Below are 18,656 nucleotides of genomic sequence, written 5' to 3' on the forward strand. Positions count from 1 at the left end.
CGGGGGTGAGCGGATACGAAGGAGAGTGACGCCATGAAGGTCTCGTCTATGTGCTGCCCGGCCCTGGCGGCGCTGGCCCTCATCGGCTTGCCCGCGATGGCGTCCGCACAGGACATGCAGACCGGGTCGGTCACCGGGTTGCCGGTGCCGCGCTATGTCAGCCTGAAGACGGACCGCGTGAACCTGCGCGAAGGCCCTTCGAAGGAACACCGCACGCGCTGGGTCTATCAGCGGGCCGGCCTGCCGATGGAGGTCACCGCGGAATTCGAGATCTGGCGCCGGGTTCGCGATGCAGACGGCACCGAGGGCTGGGTGCTGAACAGCCTGCTGTCCGGGCGCAGGACGGCACTCGTCACGCCTTGGTCGAAGAAGAAGGACGAGACGATCCCGATGCGCAATGCCGCGAAGGAAGAGGCTGTGGTTGTCGCGAAGCTGCAGCCCGGCGTCGTCGCCAGCGTCTCGTCCTGCGTAGACGCATGGTGTCGCATCAGCGTCGCCGATATTCGTGGCTTCATCCGTCAGGAGCGCCTCTGGGGCGTCTATCCCAACGAGAAGGTCGACTGAGCGGCGGTTACGGCCGCGCCAGCGTCATCACCACCCGGCCGAGCCCGTCGAGGAAGCCGCGCTCCTGCGCCATCACATCCGGCGCGCCGGGATACGCCGGCCGGAGACGTGGGTCTCGGCGACGGTGCGGGACGGCGCATCGGCGAGCGAGACGTCGAGCAGCTTGAGCTCGACGATCGCACCCGGCGGAGCGGCGATCAGCTATCGATCTTGCGCAGCCGCACCACGACGTCGACCCGCGCGATCTCGTAGCCTGCGGGCGGCACCGGCAGGCTCGCGACATCGATCTCGTCGGCGGGAATGTCGATCACCCGGTTCTCGCCGTCGACGACGAAATGGTGATGGTCGTGGTCGGCCGTGTCGAAATAGGCCTTGGCGCCGTCGAGCGTCAGCTCGCGCAGAAGGCCGGCCTCGGTGAACTGACGCAGCGTGTTGTAGATCGTCGCGAGCGAGACCGGGATGCGTTCCTTCATCGCCTCTTCGAACAGCATCTCGGCGCTGACATGGCGCTGCCCCTTGGCGAACAGCACCCAGCCGAGCGAGACGCGCTGGCGGGTCGGGCGCAACCCGACGCGGCGCAGCTTCTGGCGTATATCGTTGAAGGGGCAGCCCTGCCGCACCGGCGTCCCGTAGCCCTGGTCCTGGGAGGTCAGGTCGCTCATGCCTTATTCTTATCCCTCATGCGCAACGAACGTCCGGACGCTCCGCCAGTCGAGTTGATCTTACTTCGACAAATGTAAGGTCTCGGTTGACGCGTCGCAAGTTCGCAAGCCTTGACCGGGCTCCTGACGGCCCTTGTCCGGCCTCGTCCGCATAAGCCGGAACCTGTCGTAGGCGAGGGCGGTCATGATCGAGGCGGCGCATCTCTGGCTGTTCTTCCTGTTCGTCTTCGGGATCGTCATAGTCCCCGGAATGGACATGACCGTCGTGCTCGCCAATGCGCTCGGCGGCGGCCGGCGCGACGGCCTGCTGGCGACATTCGGCGTCGTTGCTGGCGGGGTCTGCCATGTGATCGTCGGGGCGCTGGGCGTCGGCATCGTGCTGCAGATCTGGCCCGCGGCCTTCCGCCTCATGCTGCTGGCCGGTGCGCTCTATGTCGCCTGGCTCGGCTTCGGGCTGCTGCGCGGCGGCGCCGCGATGCAGGCGATCCGCGAGCGGCGGCCGGCCAGCGCCTGGGCGGCCTTTCGCAGCGGCGCCCTCACCAACCTGCTCAACCCCAAGGCCTATCTGTTCATGCTCGCGGTCTTTCCCCAGTTCCTGCGGCCCGAACGCGGCTGGATCGGGGTTCAGGCGCTCGCGCTCGGGCTGGTCATCGCGGCCACGCAGATCCTGGTCTATGGCGGGTTGGCGCTGGCGGTCGCGCAGGCGCGCAGCGTGTGGACGGGAAGGGATGCCGCTGTCGGCCGGATCGGGCGCGGCGTCGGCGCGCTCCTGATCGTCGTCGCAGCCTGGACGCTCTCGCAGGGATGGCGTGGATTATGAGGCGTCGACCGGACTGAAGAGCGCCTGCGCCCTTTCGTGTTCGCCTTCCGCTGTGTTAGGCACGGCGGATGAGACATCGGCCGAATCCGGCCGGTGCCAGGGAGCGGTACGGGAATGCAGCGTCAGTCGTCTTTCAGCTACGAGGAGATCCTCGCCTGCGGTCGTGGGGAACTGTTCGGGCCGGGCAATGCGCAGTTGCCGCTGCCGCCGATGCTGATGTTCGACCGGATCGTCGAGATTGCCGAAGAGGGCGGCGAGCACGGCAAGGGCCTCGTCCGCGCCGAGTTCGACATCAAGCCCGACCTCTGGTTTTTCGACTGTCATTTCAAGGGCGATCCGGTGATGCCGGGCTGCCTCGGCCTGGATGCGCTCTGGCAGCTCACCGGCTTCTTCCTCGGCTGGCTCGGCCTGCCCGGCCGCGGCCGCGCGCTCGGCGTCGGCGAGGTCAAGTTTGCCGATCAGGTCCTGCCTTCGGTCAAGAAGGTCGTCTACGGCGTCGACTTCAAGCGCGTCTTCAAGTCGAAGCTCGTTCTCGGCATCGCCGATGGCTGGCTGGAGGCCGACGGCAAGCGCATCTACACGGTCAGCGACATGCGCGTCGGGCTGTTCAAGCCGGAAGCGGCCTGAGGAAAAACGCACCGCGACCTTGCGCGCCGCTGCCGCTCGGTCCATTTGCGCGGTATGAATCCAGAGCGACGGGCCCAGCCCGCCGCAGGCGGATAGCTGGAGTAAGCGAGCATGAGACGCGTCGTGGTCACCGGGATGGGCATCGTCTCGTCCATCGGCAACAACACGCAGGAGGTCCTGGCCTCGCTGCAATCTGCGAAGTCGGGCATCTCCTTCGTCCCGGATTTCGCCGAGCACGGCTTCCGCAGCCAGGTTGCGGGCGTGCCCTCGCTCGACCCCGCGACGGTGCTCGACCGGCGCGCCATGCGTTTCCATGGCGGCGGCTCCGCCTGGAACCAGGTCGCGATGGAGCAGGCGATCGCTGATGCCGGCCTGGAGCAGGCCGAGATCAGCAGCGAGCGCACCGGCATCATCATGGGCTCCGGCGGTCCCTCGACCCGCGCCCTGATCGACGCCTATGACAAGGCGCGCGAGAGCGGCTCCTCGAAGAAGGTCGGCCCCTTCGCCGTGCCCAAGGGCATGTCCTCGACCGCTTCGGCGACGCTGGCGACCTGGTTCAAGATCAAGGGCGTCAATTATTCGATCTCCTCGGCCTGCGCGACCTCGAACCACTGCATCGGCAATGCCTACGAACTGATCCAGTGGGGCAAGCAGGACGTCATCTTCGCCGGCGGCTGCGAGGAACTGGACTGGACGCTCTCCGTCCTCTTCGACGCGATGGGCGCGATGTCCTCGGACTTCAACGGCACGCCGGCCCGCGCCTCGCGCGCCTATGACGTCGCCCGCGACGGCTTCGTCATCGCCGGCGGCGCCGGCGTCGTCGTGCTGGAAGAGCTGGAGCATGCCAAGGCCCGCGGCGCCAAGATTTATGGCGAGATCGTCGGCTATGGCGCGACTTCCGACGGTTACGACATGGTCGCCCCGTCGGGCGAGGGCGCGGTGCGCTGCATGCGCATGGCACTCGAAGGCGTGAAGTCGAAGGTCGACTACATCAATCCGCACGGCACCTCGACCCCCGTCGGCGACGGCAAGGAGATCGAGGCGATCCGCGAGGTCTTCGGCGCCGGCGACAAGGCGCCGCCGATCTCGGCGACGAAGTCCCTGACCGGCCATTCGCTCGGCGCCACCGGCGTGCAGGAGGCGATCTACTCGCTCTTGATGCTCAACAACGACTTCATCTGCGAGAGCGCCCATATCGACGAGCTCGACCCGGCCTTCGCCGACATGCCGATCGTGCGCAAGCGCATCGACAATGCCGGCCTCGGCACCGTGCTCTCGAACTCCTTCGGTTTCGGCGGCACCAATGCCACCATCGTGATGAAGCGGCTGGAGGTCTGAGAGCGCCATGCTCTTCATGGTGATCGAGCATTTCGATCAGGCCCGCGTGAAGGATGTCTACGCCCGCTTCCAGCATAGCGGGCGGATGGCACCGGCCGGCGTGCGCTATGTCGAAAGCTGGGTCTCGGCCGATCTCGGCCGCTGCTTCCAGATCATGGAATGCGACGATATCGCCCTGCTGCAGGAATGGGTCCTGCAGTGGAACGACCTCGTGCGTTTCGAGATCGTGCCGGTCTCGACCTCGAAGGCTGCCGCCGCCGCGATCACCAAGACTGACTAGCCGTTTCCGCGCCGGCAACGGCCGGGCAATGCTGATATGCCGTTCAGAGTTCGACCGACCCGACCCGCCGACTCCCCTCCGTTCTCCCGCCTTCGGACCTGTTCCTGAAGACCCTTCCGAGTTTGCCATGCTCCCGCTGATGCACAACAAGCGCGGCCTCATCATGGGCGTCGCCAATCAGAATTCGATTGCCTGGGGCATTGCCCGCACCCTTCACGCCCATGGCGCCGAGATCGCCTTCACCTATCAGGGCGATGCGCTCGGCAAGCGCGTCCGGCCGCTGGCGGAGAGCATCGGCTCGAAGCTGGTCGTGCCTTGCGATGTCGAGGACACCGCCTCGGTCAATGCCGCCTTCGCCACGCTGGACGAGGCCTGGGGCGGCGACCCCGAGCGCAACACGCTCGATTTTATCGTTCATGCCATCGGTTTCTCCGACAAGAACGAGCTCAAGGGCCTCTATGCCGACACCAGCCGTGAGAATTTCTCGCGGACCATGGTGATCTCCTGCTTCTCCTTCACCGAGGTCGCCAAGCGCGCGGCGGAGCGCATGCCCAAGGGCGGCAGCATGATCACGCTGACCTATGGCGGCTCGACCCGGATCATGCCGAACTACAACGTCATGGGTGTCGCCAAGGCGGCGCTGGAGGCGAGCGTGCGCTATCTCGCCGGCGATTACGGCCCGCGCGGCATCCGCGTGAACGCGCTCTCGCCCGGACCGGTGCGGACGCTGGCCGGCGCCGGCATCTCCGATGCGCGGGCCATGCTGTCCTGGCAGCGCGCGAATTCGCCGCTGCGCAAGTCGGTTTCGCTTGAAGAGATCGGCGGCTCGGCGCTCTATTACCTCTCGGATCTCTCCGGAGGTGTCACCGGCGACGTCCATCATGTCGATGCCGGCTATCACATCACCTCGATGCCGGCGCTAGATTCGCTGCGCGCGGCCGATAACGGCAACGGCGACTAGTCGGAACCCTGTGGCCGGGGCGCGGTTTTCCTTTGATCGAAAGGAGGGTGCGCGATGGTCATGGTGAAATACGAGATAGTGGAGCACGACGGCGGCTGGGCCTACAGAGCTGGCGGAGCCTTGTCGGAAACCTTCCCGACGCATGACGCGGCGCTGAAGGCGGCGACCCGCGCCGCCGCGCGCCAGACGGTGGCCGGGACCACCGACGGTATCGTCTACCAGGACCAGAACGGCCGCTGGCACGAGGAGCTGGCGGACGGCCATGACCGGCCCGCGACGCGCGTGGTCGACGGAGGCTGAGCAGCGGTTCGCGGTCGCGACTGGCAACAGGGCCGCATGGCGGCCCTTTCGCTTGGCCTGCCGGCAGGTTTCAGCGCGCGGTGAAGAAGGTCAACAGCACCTTGTTCTTCTCGCCGAGCAGGCAGAGGAAGCGGCGCGGTTTGTCCGAGCGGTCGGTCCGCAGATAGGCTTCGGCCATGACGATGCGCGTGACCGGGATATCCTCGATCTTCGATTCCGAGACAGCGACGGTGGCAGCGTCCTCGTCGATATAGATGTCCTTGATCTCCGGTTCCTTGGCATGGAGCGCCTGCAGCGCGGCGGTCTTGCAGGTCGCGATCTCCGGCGTCGCCGGCTTCTCGCTTTTCGGCGGGACTTCCTGGGCGAGAGCCGCGACGGGCGCGCAGAGGGCGGCGGAGATCAGGGCAGGGGCGAGGAAACGGAGCATGCCGGGAGCACTCGGGTTGATCGGTGAGTGCTGAACGCGCGAGCAGGCCGGCGGTTCATCATCGGCGCTTCTGAAGGGTGTCATCGCGTGCGCGCTGCGGCACGCAGTGCCGCTGCGCAGACACGGGACCGTGCGCAGGATAGGGTATCGTCTCGTTCTCGACGCAAGGTTCGGATGACCGCTCGCATCTACGCCGTCTACATTCTCGCGACGCGCAAGGACGGGCCGCTCTATATCGGCATCACGAACGACCTTGAACGCCGGATCGCCGAACACAAGTGCCACGCGATCAAAGGGCACGCGGCCAAGTACAACATTGATCGCCTCGTCTATGTCGAAATCTTCGAGGACCCCAATCAGGCGATCGAACGCGAGAAACTCCTCAAAACATGGCGCCGCGCCTGGAAAATCGCGCTCATCGAAAAGGAAAACCCGGCGTGGTCTGACCTCGCCGGGTGATCGGAGCTTTTATCGTCATGCGGTCCCGTGTCTGCACAGCGGCATTCACATGCCGCAGCGCGCACGGGATGACACCTGGGAGGCGCCCTGCGATAACGGCGCTCTCAGAGCCCCAGCTTCTTCTTCCGCTGCCCCAGCGTGCGCAGGCGCAGCGCGTTGAGCTTGATGAAGCCGGCCGCGTCGCGGTGGTCATAGGCCACCGCGCCTTCCTCGAAGGTGACGAGGTCCTGGTCGTAGAGCGAATAGTCGCTGGAACGGCCGATGACATGCACGCCGCCCTTGTAGAGCTTGAGGCGCACGTCGCCGGTGACGAACTCCTGGCTCTTGTCGATCAGCGCCTGCAGCATCTCGCGCTCCGGCGAGAACCAGAAGCCGTTATAGATCAGCTCGGCATATTGCGGCATGATCTGGTCCTTGAGATGCGCCGCGCCGCGGTCGAGCGTGATCGATTCGATCGCGCGATGGGCCGCATGCAGGATCGTGCCGCCGGGCGTCTCGTACATGCCGCGCGACTTCATCCCGACGAAGCGGTTCTCGACCAGGTCGAGCCGGCCGATGCCGTTGTCGCGGCCGAGATCGTTGAGCTTGGCGAGCAGCGTCGCCGGCGAGAGCTTCTCGCCGTCGATCGCGACCGCGTCGCCCTTCTCGAACGAGATGGTGACGATCGTCGGCTTGTCCGGCGCGTCTTCCGGCGAGATCGTGCGCGAGTAGACGTAATCGGGCACTTCGACCGCCGGATCCTCCAGCACGCGGCCTTCCGACGAGGCGTGCAGCAGGTTGGCGTCGACCGAGAACGGCGCTTCGCCGCGCTTGTTCTTGGCGATCGGAATTTGATGCTGCTCGGCGAAGGCGATGAGCTGCTCGCGCGAGCGCAGGTCCCATTCGCGCCAGGGCGCGATCACGACGACATCGGGCTTGAGCGCATAAGCGGTCAGCTCGAAGCGGACCTGGTCGTTGCCTTTGCCGGTCGCGCCGTGGGAGACGGCGTCGGCGCCGGTCTTCTCGGCGATCTCGATCAGCTTCTTGGCGATCAGCGGCCGCGCGATCGAGGTGCCGAGCAGATAGACGCCTTCATAGGCGGCATTCGCCCGGAACATCGGGAAGACGTAGTCGCGCACGAATTCCTCGCGCAGATCCTCGATATAGATGTTCTCCGGCTTGATGCCGAGCAGCAGCGCCTTGTCGCGCGCCGGGCCGAGTTCCTCGCCCTGGCCGAGATCGGCGGTGAAGGTCACGACCTCGCATCGATAGGTGGTCTGCAGCCATTTGAGGATGATCGAGGTGTCGAGACCGCCGGAATAGGCGAGGACGACCTTTTTCACGCTGCTGTCAGCCATCTGTTCAATTTCCTGCTAGAGCATTTTCAAGCGAAGTGGATACCGGTTCGCATGAAGAAAATGCGACAAAACAACGACCTAGAGCATCTCCGCGGTCCTGGGAACGCGAAGATGCGTCAACAGCCCCCATGGGCCGCGTTTCGGACGCAATGGCGCACTATCGCAGCACTCGGGGCGAAGCAATCGGAACCTTCTGATCGATCCCGCGTCGTCCGCTGATGGATCGAGGCGGGCGAGCGCGTCGTCCCTTCATTCCACAGGCGCCCCATTCGCGGCGCTTGCGGTCGCGTTGCGAAGGGCGCAGGCTCGATCGGGCGCGACACGACATGACGACCTGTTCGGAGGCTGAATGCCGAATCGTCCCGTTCTGGACTTCTGGTATGAGTTCGCGTCGCCCTATTCCTGCCTGAGTGCCCTCAGAATCGAAGATCTGGCCGAGGAGGCCGGCGTCACCTTGCGCTGGCGCCCCTTCCTGCTCGGGCCGATCTTCGCGGCGCAGGGCTGGAACACCTCGCCCTTCGCGCTCTATCCCAGCAAGGGCCGCTATATGTGGCGGGATACCGCGCGGCGCGGCCGGCGGCAGGGAGTCGCCATCGTGAAGCCCGAGAATTTTCCCCAGAATTCGCTGACGGCGGCCCGGCTGGCTCTGGCCGGTCGTGACGGCGGCTGGACGCCGGCCTTCTCGAAGGCTCTGTTCCGGGCGCATTTCTGCGAGGGGCGCAACATCGCCGAGGAGGCCGTGCTGAGCGCGGCGCTCAAGGAGGCCGGCAGCGACCCTAACGTAGCCATGCCGCTCTCGCGCAGCGAGGAGGTCAAGGGCCGGCTGCGGGCCGAGATCGAATACGCCAAGTCGATCGGCATTTTCGGCGCCCCGTTCTTCGTGGCCGGCGACGGCGAACTCTTCTGGGGCGACGACCGCCTGGAGGAAGCCCTGGAATGGGCGCAGGACGGGCGGTGATCATCGACCGTCGTCGCATGCTGCTGGCGGGAGCGGGCTTTTGCCTGGCCTCGGCAGCGCGGGCGCGCCCCGCCTTGCCCGGTGAGGCCCCGACCTATGACACCCGCGACCTGACGACGGTACCCAATGCTGCGGCCATCGGCCGGCGCTACTGGTCCCCCGGGCTCAACGAGGGTTATGTTCCGCAGGGCCTCACCGTCTTCGGCGACGAGATCCTGATCGCCGCCTATCGCAGCACCGAGCGCGACCAGGACAATGGTCCGGCGCGGGTGTTCCGGCTTGCGCGTCTGGACGGGCGCCTGCTCGGCAGCTTCGCGCTGCCGGCGACCTATGGCCATCCCGGCGGCCTCGCGACGGCGCGCGACACGCTGTTCGTCGCCAATTCCGGCCGGCTCCTGGCGCTCGATTTCAAGGAATCCTGCCGCACCGGCGAATGTGCGCCGCTCAAGGAGGTGCGTGTCGACAAGGCGATGGGGCCGTCCTTCCTGGCCGCTTCTGGTGACGCGCTCTGGTTCGGCCCCTATCGCCGCGAGGGGGCGCCGAATCTCCACGCGGTTGCCATCGATCGCATCCTCGCTGGCGGTGAGGCTCCGATCGGTTCGGGCGATAGTCGGGCCGTCCTGTCGCTGCCGCTCTTCGCGCAGGGCGCCACTTTCGACAAGGCAGGGAAAATCTGGATCGCGCAGAGTTCCGGCAACCGGCCGGCATTCCTCTCGCAGCTCGATCCCGCGAACGGCGCCACCCTTGCACGCTATCCGGCGCCCGGCGGGATCGAGGATCTTGGGCTCGCGCCGGATGGTAAGCTCTGGGCCGTCGGCGAAGCTGGCACGCAGCGCTGGAACCGCTGGAGCACCTTCTATCCGCTGGTCTTCGAGATCGACCCTGCGAAGCTTGCGGCCTGAACTTTGCCGCGTACCTGCATCAGCTCCTGTTGTTCGTCTTCAGGCAGGTCGGGCTGGAGGCTGACTTCCAGATGCCGTTGGCCTTGCATCCGCTGAAGGGAACCGAGCAGAGGCGCGCGACGCAGACGCTCGGGTTGTTCCCCGCCTGGCATTTCTGTTCGCAGGAGGCGTTCATTTGCGAACATGAACTGCGCGCGGCCTGGCAGGCTTCCTGCGCGCCAACAGTCTGATATCCCCCTGCCAGGGCAGCAAGGCCGAGCGCGATCGCGAGCACCACTTTCATGGCTGTCCTCCATGTTGACCTATGGTAACATAGAGTGATGACGCTGCGATCGTCCATGATCGGCGCGATGCAGATGGGCTACCCGGCCGGAGGCCTCTGCCAGGGGCCGCGGCCCGCGCCGATTTCGTGCTGGGCCGAGGCCTCGACCATGGTCGGCAGGTCCGGCCGCTCGCCGACCTTCGGCGGGTGAGGCGGCATGGCCGGCATCCGCCCGCCGGCCGTTTCGATCAGCGCCTGCACGCGCTTGGTGACGGAAGGGTGGGTCGAGAACAGGTCCGCGAAATCGTCGGGGTCGTTCTCGAAACACATGTCCATCACGCCGGAGGGAACGCCCTCGATATCGGCGCGGCCGGAGATCTTGAGCAGGGCGGAGATCATCGCATCCGGGTTCTTGGTCAGTTCGACCGCGCCCGCATCGGCGAGATATTCGCGCGACCGCGACAGCGAGAGCCGGATCAGCACAGCCAGAAACCAGGAGATCGCGATCACGGCGATGCCGACGACGATCGCGAGCCCGTTGCCCTTCTTGGCATCGTCTGACGAAACCCTGATCCGGCTGCGGCCGAAGCCGCGGAACACGATCTCGCCGATGAAGGAGATTACGCCTGCGATCACCACCGCGATCACCATCAGGCGGACATCGCCGTTGCGGATATGGGTGAGCTCATGCGCCAGCACCGCCTCGACCTCGGCGTCGTTGAGCTGGGCGAGCAGGCCGGTCGTGACGCTGACGGTGAACTGGCTGTCATTGACGCCGCTGGCAAAGGCGTTGAGCGCATCGCTCTCGACGATGGCGAGCTTCGGCATCGGCAGCCCGCGCGAGATGCAGAGATTTTCCAGCATCCGGTAGAGCTTGGGATTGTCCTCGCGTGCGAGCCCCTTCGATCCGGTCACTGCATTGATCATCGCGACATTCATGCGGAAGCCGATGAAGACCCAGAGCATCGCCGTCGCGGTGATGAACGGAAACCACGAGCGGAAGACGCGGCCAGCCTCGCCGAAGGCGGTGCGCCCGCGCGGCACGCCGCCATAGCCGAAGGCGACCAGCAGCAGGCCCCAGGCGGTGGCATAAACCAGCACGAACAGCCCGACGATCAGGAGGTTGGACCTGATCCGGTTGTTGCGCTGATGGGTATAGAGTCCGAAGGCCTCGGCCATTGCAGCCGCTCCCGCTGCCGAGATCGTCTTGTCGTCAGAACTTCACGCTGGGCGCGACCTCGATCTGGGCGCGCGTCTGCTCGCCGACATCGAAGAATTCGCGCTGGGTGAAGCCCATCTGCGGTGCGAACAGCACGGCCGGGAAGGCCTGGATCGCGGCGTTGAACTCGCCGACCGCATTGTTGAAGAAGCGCCGCGCCGCCGCGAGCTTGTCCTCGACATTGCCGAGATCGACCTGGAGCTGCTGGAAATTGGCTGATGCCTTGAGGTCGGGATAGGCCTCGCCCAGCGCAAGCAGCCGGCCGACCGCGCCGGAGAGTTGCTGCTCGGCCGCGGCCTTGTCATGGACGGTGCTCGCGCCCTGCGCGGCGTTGCGGGCGGCGATCACCGCGTCGAGCGTCGATTTCTCGTGGGTCGCATAACCTTTCACCGTCTCGACGAGGTTCGGGATCAGGTCGTGGCGCTGCTTGAGCTGGACGTCGATATCGGCGAAGGCCTGGTTGACGCGCTGCCGCATCGCGACGAGCCCGTTATAGGTCATGATCAGGTAGACGACGAGGACGACGATCAGCCCCAGAATGGCCCAGCCCATGGCACCCCTCCCAATATGCGGACGAAACCTGCCCGCAGCCTCGCACGAAGCGTGAGTCCGGGAAAGCTACGCGATCTCCGGCGGCTCCGGCTCCCTCGAATAGGGGATAGCGCATGACGCTGCGTCATGCTTGGTTCGGTGCGGGGAGCGGTACAGGCGCGACATAAGGATCGTGCGGCCGCGCGAGGGGGGATGCGATGAGACTTGTCGTGACGGCGCTGTTGGCGCTGACGCTGGGCGCCTGCAATCAGACGGCACAATCCGAGGGGCCAGAACCGGTGGCCGCCGCCTTGCCGGCGGTGCCGGCACTGCCGCCGCAAGGGGCTGGGCCTCGGTTGGCTTCCAGCGCGACCGTGCCGGCCTTGCCCGCGGACGACCCCGGCGCCTCCGTCTACGAGCCGCTCGTCGACATGCATCGCGTCAATCCCGATCGCTACCAGCGCGATCTCATCGCCTGCCGCCAGCAGGCGTCCCCGCAGCTCGCGGCGATCAAGCGCGCGACGCAGCAGCAGCAGACCGGCACCGCCATCGCGGTCGCCGGAACGCTGGCGAGCTATATCCCGGTGCCGGGGTTCCGACAGGCCCAGGTGCTGGCGGGCGCCGCCAACGCGGTGCAGTCGGTCGGCGGGGCGACGGCGGAAAGCGGCGCGGCCGCGGTGGAGAGGGCCTCGGCCGACTACGCGCTGGTCGTCGATAGCTGCCTGACGCACAAGCGCTACAAATTGCTGCGTTCCTGAACGAAATCGCGCTTCGGGGCCGGGTTTTACCTTGCCCCGAGGCCCCGCTTGCATTACATCGCCCCTGTCCGAATGGCCGTGATCGATCATGCGCCGGGGGCGGTCTTCAGGACCTGCTCCCGTTTCGTGTTTGAGGCGCGTTGTCCGGATGCGGATCGAGCCGCTGGTCCTGGCGCCTCCGCTGCCCCGCCCGACGGGGAGGCGGAAACCTCCGAGAGGAGGTGCCGACGGCCACGATCCGGATCGCAGCACCAACCACGGCGCCCATGCCGGACATCCGCGGGATACGCGGCCGGCTCCCAGGAGATTACATGTCTGCAGTTGAAAGCTACAGCGCGGGTCGCGAGGATTTCGCCGCCCTGCTCGAAGAGTCCTTCACCCGGAACGAGGCCCTCGAAGGCTCCGTCATCAAGGGCAAGGTCGTCGCCATCGAGAAGGATATGGCGATCATCGACGTCGGTCTGAAGACCGAAGGTCGCGTCGCGCTCAAGGAATTCACCGGCCCCGGCCGTGAGCAGGAACTGAACGTCGGCGACGAGGTCGAGGTCTATCTGGACCGGATCGAGAACGCGCTCGGCGAAGCCGTCATCTCGCGCGACAAGGCTCGCCGCGAAGAGAGCTGGGTCAAGCTCGAGAAGGCCTTCGAGGCCCGCGAGAAGGTCACCGGCATGATCTTCAACACTGTCAAGGGCGGCTACACCGTCGACCTCGACGGCGCCGTGGCCTTCCTGCCGCGCTCGCAGGTCGACATCCGCCCGATCCGCGACGTCGGCCCGCTGATGGGCCAGCCGCAGCCCTTCGAGATCCTCAAGATGGATCGCCGCCGCGGCAATATCGTCGTGTCGCGCCGCACCGTCCTCGAAGAGACCCGCGCCGAGGCTCGTTCCGAGCTCGTGGCTTCGCTCGAAGAGGGCCAGGTCATCGACGGCGTCGTCAAGAACATCACCGAATACGGTGCGTTCGTTGACCTCGGCGGCATCGACGGCCTGCTGCACGTCACCGACATGGCGTGGCGCCGCGTGAACCACCCGTCGGAGGTCGTGACCATCGGCCAGACGGTCAAGGTCAAGATCATCAAGATCAACCAGGACACGCACCGCATCTCGCTCGGCATCAAGCAGCTCTTGGCCGATCCGTGGGATGGCATCGCCGAGCGTTACCCGGTCGGCACCCGTCTCAAGGGCCGCGTGACCAACATCACGGACTACGGCGCGTTCGTCGAAGTGGAGCCGGGCATCGAAGGCCTGATCCACGTCTCCGAGATGTCCTGGACCAAGAAGAACGTCCACCCCGGCAAGATCGTCTCGACCTCGCAGGAAGTCGACGTCGCGATCCTCGAGGTCGATCCGGTCAAGCGCCGCATCTCGCTCGGCCTCAAGCAGACCCTGCGCAACCCGTGGGAGCTCTTCGCGGAGCAGCACCCGTCGGGCTCGACGGTCGAGGGCGAGGTCAAGAACAAGACCGAGTTCGGCCTGTTCCTGGGTCTCGAAGGCGATATCGACGGCATGATCCATCTCTCGGATCTCGACTGGAACCGTCCGGGCGAGCAGGTCATCGAGGAATACAAGAAGGGCGACGTCCTGCAGGCCGTCGTTCTCGATGTGGACGTCGAGAAGGAGCGTATCTCGCTCGGCCTGAAGCAGCTCGGCGGCGACCCCTTCGTGGATGCCGGCGAGTTCAAGAAGGGCCAGATCGTCACCTGTGAGGTGGTCGAGGTGAAGGAGTCGGGTCTCGACGTGAAGATCGCCGATACCGACATGATGACCTTCATCAAGCGCGCCGAGCTGGCTCGCGATCGCTCCGAGCAGCGCCCCGAGCGCTTCGCGGCCGGCGAGCGCATCGACGCCCGCGTCGTGCTCTTCGACAAGAAGGCCCGCAAGATCCAGGTCTCGATCAAGGCGCTGGAGATGGCTGAGGAGAAGGAAGCGATGGCCCAGTACGGCTCCGCCGATTCTGGTGCCTCGCTCGGCGACATCCTGGGCGCAGCGCTCAAGAAGGCCACCGACAAGAAGTGAGGTTTCGGCCGCGAAAGCGGCCGGCCTTTGAATTCGGCCCGCGCGGAGCGATCCGCGCGGGCTTTTGTTTCGAAACCACGTTGTCATTCCGGGGAGGTCCGCAGGACCGAACCCGGAACCCACGACTGGGCGAGCCCTGACCGCAGCGGCGGGAACACTCGCCCAGTCGTGGGTTCCGGGTTCTTCGCTGGCGCGAAGCCCCGGAATGACAACGTGCTCACTGCAAAAAAAGGAGCCCGCCATGACCCCCGCCGCCATCGGCATCGACTTCGGCACCACCAACAGCGTCGTCGCGCTGGCGGGATCGGACGGATCGGTCATGACGCGCTCCTTCGCCACCAAGCAGGGCGCGGTCGATGCCTATCGCTCGGCGCTGATGTTCTGGCGCGAGGGGCGTCCCCCTGAGACCCGCATCACGCATGTCAGCGGCCCCGATGCGCTCGACATGGCCTTGGGGATGACGACCGAGCATCGCTTCCTGCAATCGCTCAAGACTCATCTCTCCAGCCGTGCCTTCCAGGAGACCCGTCTCTTCGGCAAGCTCTTCAAGCTGGAGGATCTGATCGGCGTCTTCCTCTCGGATCTCACGGCGGATCTGCCCGGCCATGACGCGCTGCCGCTGGTCTCCGGCCGCCCGGTGGTCTTCGCCGGCGAACGTCCGGACGAGGAGCTGGCGGTCGGTCGCCTGAAGGGTTCCTACGGCAAGGTCGGGATGAAACAGGTCGACTTCGCCTATGAGCCGCTCGGCGCTGCCTATTGGTACGCCCGTGATCTCAAGACGCCGCAGACCATGCTGGTCGCGGATTTCGGCGGCGGCACCAGCGACTTCTCGGTGATGCGCTTCGAGCCCGGCCGCAATGGCGGGCTGGAGGCGATTCCGCTTTCCCATGCCGGTGTCGGCGTCGCCGGCGACACCTTCGACTACCGCATCATCGAGCATGCGGTCTCGCCGGCGCTCGGCAAGGGCACGGATTACCGCTCCTTCGGCAAGCTTTTGCCGGTGCCCGCCCATTACCACGCCGCCTTCGCGCAATGGCACAAGCTCTCGCTGATGAAGAGCCGCGAGACCATGGCCGAGCTCAACGCCCTGATCCGCGAGGCCGTCGAGCCCGGCAAGCTCGAGGACCTGCTGACGGTGATCGAATACGATCTCGGCTACGAGCTCTACCGCGCGGTCTCCGCGACCAAGGTCGCGCTCTCCGACAAGGAGGCGACGACGCTGAGCTTCAGCCAGATGGGCGTCACCATCGAGAAGCCGATCCGCCGTGCCGATTTCGAGCGCTGGATCACCGATGACGTCGGCGCGATCGAGAGCGCGCTGGACCGCGCCCTGGCCGAGGCCGGGCTCGGGGGCGACCGCATCGAGGCGGTCTTCATGACCGGCGGTACCTCCTATGTCCCGGCCGTGCGCAGCCTGTTCGACCGCCGCTTCGGCGCCGGCAAGGTGCATATCGGCGACGCCTTCCGCTCGGTCGCCAGCGGCCTCGCGCTGCTCGCGCTCGACCGGGCGCGCGCCTCGGTCGCGGCCTGAGGCGGCGCCTGGCGCCTTGCCGGGCCGGCCCGGCGGGTCTACATCACGGACCCAGTCTCAGGAGCCTCCCGATGTCGTCCGATGCCGATCTGCTTGCAGACCGCCGCAGCCTGCGCCGCAAGCTGACGCTCTGGCGCGTGCTCGCCATGCTCGGCGTCATCGTCGCGGCCGTGATCGGGGGCTTCGCCTGGAAGGGCGATGGCACGGCCAGCCTGTCGAGCGCCCATATCGCCCGCATCACCATTTCCGGCTTCATCTCCGGCGATCGCCGCACGCTCGACCTGATCAAGTCGGTCGAGGACAGCAAGGCGGTCTCCGCCGTGGTGCTGCGCGTTGACAGCCCCGGCGGCACGACCTCCGGCTCCGAGGCGCTGCACACGGCTCTGCGCCAGCTCGCCGCCAAGAAGCCGATGGTCGCGGTCGTCGACGGCGTCGCGGCGTCGGGCGGTTATATCGCTGCGATGGGGGCCGACCGCATCGTCGCCCGCCAGACCTCGCTGGTCGGCTCGATCGGCGTGCTCTTCCAGTTCCCCAACGTCTCGACCCTGCTCGACACGGTCGGCGTCAAGGTCGAGTCGATCAAGTCGAGCCCGCTCAAGGCGGCGCCGAGCGGCTTCGAGCCGACCTCGCCGGAGGCGCGCGAGGCGCTGCAGCGCGTCGTCAACGACAACTATACCTGGTTCAAGGACATGGTCCGCGATCGCCGTCACCTCGCCGAGGGCGATGTCGCGACGGTTTCGGACGGCCGCGTCCATTCCGGCCGCCAGGCGGTGGGCCTGAAGCTCGTCGACCAGATCGGCGGCGAGCCGGAGGCGATCGCCTGGATGGAGCGCGAGAAGAGCGTTGCCAAGGACTTGAAGGTCCGCGACTGGCGCCGTCGCAGCGAATCCTCGTCCTACGGCTTGTGGAGCTTCGCCGAGGCGATGGCGCGTGGCGCCGGTCTCGACGCGCTCGCCGCGACGATCGCGCGGGCGGCGGACCAGCCGGTCGGCTTGCGGCTTGACGCGCCCTTGGCGCTCTGGCAGCCTGCCGCTGAAAAGTGATGTTGATACAAATGGTTATACTCCAGCGATGATTAAATCCGAACTCGTTCAGCGGATCGCCGACCGCAATACCCACCTCTACCAGCGCGACATCGAGAACATCGTCTCGGCCATTCTGGACGAGGTCGTGAAAGCTCTGGCGCGGGGCGACCGGGTGGAATTGCGCGGCTTCGGCGCCTTCTCGCGCAAGGGCCGCTCGGCCCGCATCGGCCGCAACCCCCGCACCGGCGATGCGGTAGAGGTCGAGGAGAAGTTCGTCCCCGTCTTCAAGACGGGCAAGGAGCTGCGGCTGCGCCTCAACGGCAAGGATTGACCGCAGGCGCCGCAGCCACACGGAGATTGTGATGAAGGCCTTCTTCAAGGCACTGGTGCTTGTGCCCATCGCGCTGGTGATCGTGCTGTTCTCGGTCGCCAATCGCGGCGCGGTGCGTGTCTCGCTCGATCCTTTCAGCCGTGACTTGCCCGTATTCTCCATCGAGCTGCCGCTCTTCGCAGTGGTGCTCGCGGCGATCGCCGTCGGTGTGCTCGTCGGCGGCCTGGCCTCCTGGCTCGCGCAGGGCAAGCACCGCAAGGCGGCGCGCCGCAACCGCCGCGAGGCGGAGTCGCTGCGCTCCGAAACCCAGGCGCTGCGCTCGGCCGTGCCCGACTCCGCGCTGCCGGCACTGACCAACGGACGGAATTGATGCGACTTTTCGACGTAGCCGAGATCGATGCGGCCCTGAGCTATCCCGGCCTGATCGAGATCCTCGACGACGCCTTTCGCAGCGAGGTCATTGCGCCGAAGCGCGGCCAGTACGCGATCCAGCGCCCGGTCGAGGCCGATGCCATCCTGCTGACCATGCCGGCCTGGAGCGGGCCGGATGTCGCCAATCCCTATATCGGCACCAAGATCGTCTCGGTCTTCTTCGGTAACGGCAAGCGCAACCTGCCGGGCGTCATGGGCGCCTACCTCCTGATGGATGGCACGAGCGGCAAGCCGCTCGCGGTGATGGACGGCAACCGACTGACGACCTGGCGCACCGCGGCAGCCTCCGCGCTGGCCTCGCGCTACATGTCGAACCCCGAAGCCAGCCGCATGCTGATGGTCGGGGCCGGCGCGCTCGCGCCCTTCATCATCAAGGCGCATCGCTCGGTGCGGCCGCTCACGGATATCGCAATCTGGGCCCGGCGGCCCGAAGCCGCCGAGGCGGCCGTCGCCGAGCTGGCGAAGGACGGCATCGAGGCCCGCGCCACCACCGATCTCGAAGGCGAGGCCCGCACCGCCGATATCATCTCCTGCGCGACCAACGCGACCGAGCCCTTGATCCATGGCCATTGGCTGAAGCGCGAGGCCCATCTCGACCTGATCGGCGGCTTCACCATGCAGATGCGCGAGGCCGATGCCGACGCGCTGCATCGCGCCCGCGTCATCGTCGATTCCAGCAAGGCGATCGACGAGGGCGGCGATGTTGCGGTCGCGATCGCTGAAGGCAGCTACAGCGCCGACAAGGTGGCGGGCACGCTGGCCGATCTCTGCCATGGCCGGATCGCCGGCCCGGTCGAGGGCGGCGGCATCACGCTGTTCAAGTCGGTCGGTGTGGCGCTTGAGGATCTGGCTGCCGCCGTCGCAGTCTGGGAGCGCCGCGCGTAAGCTGACAAGGGCTTCTTCAGTCCGGGAGGGAT

The 18,656-nt window shown here is 66.4% G+C and carries 24 protein-coding genes; 17 read left to right on the plus strand and 7 right to left on the minus strand.

The window, feature by feature from the left end; genetic code table 11:
- The first annotated feature begins 33 nt into the window (after window positions 1-33).
- Complete coding sequence (locus Q9235_RS09360) at window positions 34-564, plus strand: SH3 domain-containing protein (protein ID WP_306226586.1); 531 nt, start codon at window positions 34-36, stop codon at window positions 562-564.
- Window positions 565-636: 72 nt separating this feature from the next.
- Here Q9235_RS09360 and Q9235_RS26830 read toward each other — a convergent pair whose 3' ends face one another.
- Entirely contained in the window at window positions 637-765 is a 129-nt protein-coding gene (locus Q9235_RS26830; protein WP_422678356.1) for a YbaY family lipoprotein, read from the minus strand.
- Complete coding sequence (gene irrA, locus Q9235_RS09365; RefSeq protein WP_306226588.1) at window positions 762-1,226, minus strand: iron response transcriptional regulator IrrA; 465 nt, start codon at window positions 1,224-1,226, stop codon at window positions 762-764. The genes Q9235_RS26830 and irrA overlap by 4 nt, the downstream gene beginning before the upstream one ends.
- Before the next feature lie 184 nt (window positions 1,227-1,410).
- Between irrA and Q9235_RS09370 the strand changes: the two genes are divergently transcribed.
- From Q9235_RS09370 to Q9235_RS09395, 6 genes are all read left to right on the plus strand, one after another.
- Complete coding sequence (locus Q9235_RS09370; protein ID WP_306226591.1) at window positions 1,411-2,046, plus strand: LysE family translocator; 636 nt, start codon at window positions 1,411-1,413, stop codon at window positions 2,044-2,046.
- Window positions 2,047-2,160: 114 nt separating this feature from the next.
- Complete coding sequence (gene fabA / locus Q9235_RS09375; protein WP_047578039.1) at window positions 2,161-2,673, plus strand: 3-hydroxyacyl-[acyl-carrier-protein] dehydratase FabA; 513 nt, start codon at window positions 2,161-2,163, stop codon at window positions 2,671-2,673.
- 111 nt (window positions 2,674-2,784) lie between these two features.
- Window positions 2,785-4,011, plus strand: a complete 1,227-nt coding sequence (gene fabB, locus Q9235_RS09380) for a beta-ketoacyl-ACP synthase I (RefSeq protein ID WP_306226594.1) — start codon at window positions 2,785-2,787, stop codon at window positions 4,009-4,011.
- A gap of 7 nt (window positions 4,012-4,018) precedes the next feature.
- Window positions 4,019-4,291 carry a DUF3303 domain-containing protein gene (locus Q9235_RS09385; RefSeq protein ID WP_257735364.1) on the plus strand — a complete coding sequence of 91 codons (273 nt, stop codon included), beginning with the start codon at window positions 4,019-4,021 and terminating at the stop codon, window positions 4,289-4,291.
- 127 nt (window positions 4,292-4,418) lie between these two features.
- Complete coding sequence (gene fabI / locus Q9235_RS09390) at window positions 4,419-5,252, plus strand: enoyl-ACP reductase FabI (protein ID WP_306226597.1); 834 nt, start codon at window positions 4,419-4,421, stop codon at window positions 5,250-5,252.
- 54 nt (window positions 5,253-5,306) lie between these two features.
- Window positions 5,307-5,552 carry a DUF2188 domain-containing protein gene (locus Q9235_RS09395; protein WP_306226598.1) on the plus strand — a complete coding sequence of 82 codons (246 nt, stop codon included), beginning with the start codon at window positions 5,307-5,309 and terminating at the stop codon, window positions 5,550-5,552.
- Between the two features lie 70 nt (window positions 5,553-5,622).
- Here Q9235_RS09395 and Q9235_RS09400 read toward each other — a convergent pair whose 3' ends face one another.
- Window positions 5,623-5,979: a hypothetical protein gene (locus tag Q9235_RS09400; RefSeq protein ID WP_306226600.1), complete on the minus strand. Its 357-nt coding sequence runs from the start codon at window positions 5,977-5,979 to the stop codon at window positions 5,623-5,625.
- 174 nt (window positions 5,980-6,153) lie between these two features.
- Between Q9235_RS09400 and Q9235_RS09405 the strand changes: the two genes are divergently transcribed.
- Window positions 6,154-6,438 (plus strand): GIY-YIG nuclease family protein, encoded by a 285-nt coding sequence (locus Q9235_RS09405; RefSeq protein ID WP_306226601.1) that lies wholly within the window; start codon window positions 6,154-6,156, stop codon window positions 6,436-6,438.
- Between the two features lie 104 nt (window positions 6,439-6,542).
- On the opposite strand, the gene Q9235_RS09410 is transcribed toward Q9235_RS09405, so the two are convergent.
- Window positions 6,543-7,775: an argininosuccinate synthase gene (locus Q9235_RS09410; protein ID WP_265058015.1), complete on the minus strand. Its 1,233-nt coding sequence runs from the start codon at window positions 7,773-7,775 to the stop codon at window positions 6,543-6,545.
- A gap of 349 nt (window positions 7,776-8,124) precedes the next feature.
- Between Q9235_RS09410 and Q9235_RS09415 the strand changes: the two genes are divergently transcribed.
- Both Q9235_RS09415 and Q9235_RS09420 read left to right on the plus strand, forming a co-directional pair.
- Complete coding sequence (locus Q9235_RS09415; RefSeq protein WP_306226602.1) at window positions 8,125-8,733, plus strand: 2-hydroxychromene-2-carboxylate isomerase; 609 nt, start codon at window positions 8,125-8,127, stop codon at window positions 8,731-8,733.
- Window positions 8,712-9,635 carry an NHL repeat-containing protein gene (locus tag Q9235_RS09420; RefSeq protein ID WP_306226604.1) on the plus strand — a complete coding sequence of 308 codons (924 nt, stop codon included), beginning with the start codon at window positions 8,712-8,714 and terminating at the stop codon, window positions 9,633-9,635. Before Q9235_RS09415 ends, Q9235_RS09420 begins: the two co-directional genes overlap by 22 nt.
- Before the next feature lie 19 nt (window positions 9,636-9,654).
- Here Q9235_RS09420 and Q9235_RS09425 read toward each other — a convergent pair whose 3' ends face one another.
- The 3 genes from Q9235_RS09425 to Q9235_RS09435 all read right to left on the minus strand — a co-directional run bounded on the left by Q9235_RS09425 (window position 9,655) and on the right by Q9235_RS09435 (window position 11,668).
- On the minus strand, window positions 9,655-9,918 hold the full coding sequence (locus Q9235_RS09425; protein ID WP_306226605.1) for a hypothetical protein: 264 nt from the start codon (window positions 9,916-9,918) through the stop codon (window positions 9,655-9,657).
- 78 nt (window positions 9,919-9,996) lie between these two features.
- Entirely contained in the window at window positions 9,997-11,076 is a 1,080-nt protein-coding gene (locus Q9235_RS09430) for a M48 family metallopeptidase (protein WP_306226607.1), read from the minus strand.
- Between the two features lie 34 nt (window positions 11,077-11,110).
- The gene (locus tag Q9235_RS09435) at window positions 11,111-11,668 is read right to left on the minus strand and encodes a LemA family protein (protein ID WP_306226609.1); all 558 of its coding nucleotides are present in this window, start codon (window positions 11,666-11,668) and stop codon (window positions 11,111-11,113) included.
- Window positions 11,669-11,865: 197 nt separating this feature from the next.
- On the opposite strand from Q9235_RS09435, the gene Q9235_RS09440 reads away from it, so the two are divergent.
- The 7 genes from Q9235_RS09440 to lhpI all read left to right on the plus strand — a co-directional run bounded on the left by Q9235_RS09440 (window position 11,866) and on the right by lhpI (window position 18,624).
- The gene (locus Q9235_RS09440) at window positions 11,866-12,405 is read left to right on the plus strand and encodes a hypothetical protein (RefSeq protein WP_306226610.1); all 540 of its coding nucleotides are present in this window, start codon (window positions 11,866-11,868) and stop codon (window positions 12,403-12,405) included.
- Window positions 12,406-12,716: 311 nt separating this feature from the next.
- Window positions 12,717-14,420, plus strand: coding sequence for a 30S ribosomal protein S1 (gene rpsA / locus Q9235_RS09445; RefSeq protein WP_265058019.1), 1,704 nt, complete (start codon window positions 12,717-12,719; stop codon window positions 14,418-14,420).
- Between the two features lie 241 nt (window positions 14,421-14,661).
- Complete coding sequence (locus tag Q9235_RS09450; protein ID WP_306226612.1) at window positions 14,662-15,951, plus strand: Hsp70 family protein; 1,290 nt, start codon at window positions 14,662-14,664, stop codon at window positions 15,949-15,951.
- A gap of 71 nt (window positions 15,952-16,022) precedes the next feature.
- Window positions 16,023-16,994, plus strand: a complete 972-nt coding sequence (gene sppA / locus Q9235_RS09455; protein WP_306226613.1) for a signal peptide peptidase SppA — start codon at window positions 16,023-16,025, stop codon at window positions 16,992-16,994.
- Between the two features lie 28 nt (window positions 16,995-17,022).
- Window positions 17,023-17,307, plus strand: a complete 285-nt coding sequence (ihfB, locus tag Q9235_RS09460) for an integration host factor subunit beta (RefSeq protein WP_047576935.1) — start codon at window positions 17,023-17,025, stop codon at window positions 17,305-17,307.
- A 31-nt stretch (window positions 17,308-17,338) separates the two neighbouring features.
- The gene (locus Q9235_RS09465; protein WP_306226616.1) at window positions 17,339-17,677 is read left to right on the plus strand and encodes a LapA family protein; all 339 of its coding nucleotides are present in this window, start codon (window positions 17,339-17,341) and stop codon (window positions 17,675-17,677) included.
- Window positions 17,677-18,624: a bifunctional Delta(1)-pyrroline-2-carboxylate/Delta(1)-piperideine-2-carboxylate reductase gene (gene lhpI / locus Q9235_RS09470; RefSeq protein WP_306226619.1), complete on the plus strand. Its 948-nt coding sequence runs from the start codon at window positions 17,677-17,679 to the stop codon at window positions 18,622-18,624. The genes Q9235_RS09465 and lhpI overlap by 1 nt, the downstream gene beginning before the upstream one ends.
- The last annotated feature ends 32 nt before the right edge of the window (window positions 18,625-18,656 follow it).

The sequence above is a fragment of the Bosea beijingensis genome, from assembly GCF_030758975.1.
Classification (GTDB): domain Bacteria; phylum Pseudomonadota; class Alphaproteobacteria; order Rhizobiales; family Beijerinckiaceae; genus Allobosea; species Allobosea beijingensis.

What these genes read in the sequence shown, in the direction of transcription:
- Q9235_RS09395 (WP_306226598.1), top strand. Translation starts at nt 5,307, where the DNA reads ATGGTCATGGTGAAATACGAGATAGTGGAGCACGACGGCGGCTGGGCC.
- Q9235_RS09410 (WP_265058015.1), bottom strand. Translation starts at nt 7,775, where the DNA reads ATGGCTGACAGCAGCGTGAAAAAGGTCGTCCTCGCCTATTCCGGCGGT.
- fabB (WP_306226594.1), top strand. Translation starts at nt 2,785, where the DNA reads ATGAGACGCGTCGTGGTCACCGGGATGGGCATCGTCTCGTCCATCGGC.
- Q9235_RS09435 (WP_306226609.1), bottom strand. Translation starts at nt 11,668, where the DNA reads ATGGGCTGGGCCATTCTGGGGCTGATCGTCGTCCTCGTCGTCTACCTG.
- Q9235_RS09425 (WP_306226605.1), bottom strand. Translation starts at nt 9,918, where the DNA reads ATGAAAGTGGTGCTCGCGATCGCGCTCGGCCTTGCTGCCCTGGCAGGG.
- rpsA (WP_265058019.1), top strand. Translation starts at nt 12,717, where the DNA reads ATGTCTGCAGTTGAAAGCTACAGCGCGGGTCGCGAGGATTTCGCCGCC.
- Q9235_RS09440 (WP_306226610.1), top strand. Translation starts at nt 11,866, where the DNA reads ATGAGACTTGTCGTGACGGCGCTGTTGGCGCTGACGCTGGGCGCCTGC.
- Q9235_RS09465 (WP_306226616.1), top strand. Translation starts at nt 17,339, where the DNA reads ATGAAGGCCTTCTTCAAGGCACTGGTGCTTGTGCCCATCGCGCTGGTG.
- Q9235_RS09405 (WP_306226601.1), top strand. Translation starts at nt 6,154, where the DNA reads ATGACCGCTCGCATCTACGCCGTCTACATTCTCGCGACGCGCAAGGAC.
- irrA (WP_306226588.1), bottom strand. Translation starts at nt 1,226, where the DNA reads ATGAGCGACCTGACCTCCCAGGACCAGGGCTACGGGACGCCGGTGCGG.
- Q9235_RS09385 (WP_257735364.1), top strand. Translation starts at nt 4,019, where the DNA reads ATGCTCTTCATGGTGATCGAGCATTTCGATCAGGCCCGCGTGAAGGAT.
- fabA (WP_047578039.1), top strand. Translation starts at nt 2,161, where the DNA reads ATGCAGCGTCAGTCGTCTTTCAGCTACGAGGAGATCCTCGCCTGCGGT.
- Q9235_RS09370 (WP_306226591.1), top strand. Translation starts at nt 1,411, where the DNA reads ATGATCGAGGCGGCGCATCTCTGGCTGTTCTTCCTGTTCGTCTTCGGG.
- sppA (WP_306226613.1), top strand. Translation starts at nt 16,023, where the DNA reads ATGTCGTCCGATGCCGATCTGCTTGCAGACCGCCGCAGCCTGCGCCGC.
- Q9235_RS09415 (WP_306226602.1), top strand. Translation starts at nt 8,125, where the DNA reads ATGCCGAATCGTCCCGTTCTGGACTTCTGGTATGAGTTCGCGTCGCCC.
- Q9235_RS09400 (WP_306226600.1), bottom strand. Translation starts at nt 5,979, where the DNA reads ATGCTCCGTTTCCTCGCCCCTGCCCTGATCTCCGCCGCCCTCTGCGCG.
- fabI (WP_306226597.1), top strand. Translation starts at nt 4,419, where the DNA reads ATGCTCCCGCTGATGCACAACAAGCGCGGCCTCATCATGGGCGTCGCC.
- Q9235_RS09360 (WP_306226586.1), top strand. Translation starts at nt 34, where the DNA reads ATGAAGGTCTCGTCTATGTGCTGCCCGGCCCTGGCGGCGCTGGCCCTC.
- Q9235_RS09420 (WP_306226604.1), top strand. Translation starts at nt 8,712, where the DNA reads ATGGGCGCAGGACGGGCGGTGATCATCGACCGTCGTCGCATGCTGCTG.
- lhpI (WP_306226619.1), top strand. Translation starts at nt 17,677, where the DNA reads ATGCGACTTTTCGACGTAGCCGAGATCGATGCGGCCCTGAGCTATCCC.
- Q9235_RS09430 (WP_306226607.1), bottom strand. Translation starts at nt 11,076, where the DNA reads ATGGCCGAGGCCTTCGGACTCTATACCCATCAGCGCAACAACCGGATC.
- ihfB (WP_047576935.1), top strand. Translation starts at nt 17,023, where the DNA reads ATGATTAAATCCGAACTCGTTCAGCGGATCGCCGACCGCAATACCCAC.
- Q9235_RS09450 (WP_306226612.1), top strand. Translation starts at nt 14,662, where the DNA reads ATGACCCCCGCCGCCATCGGCATCGACTTCGGCACCACCAACAGCGTC.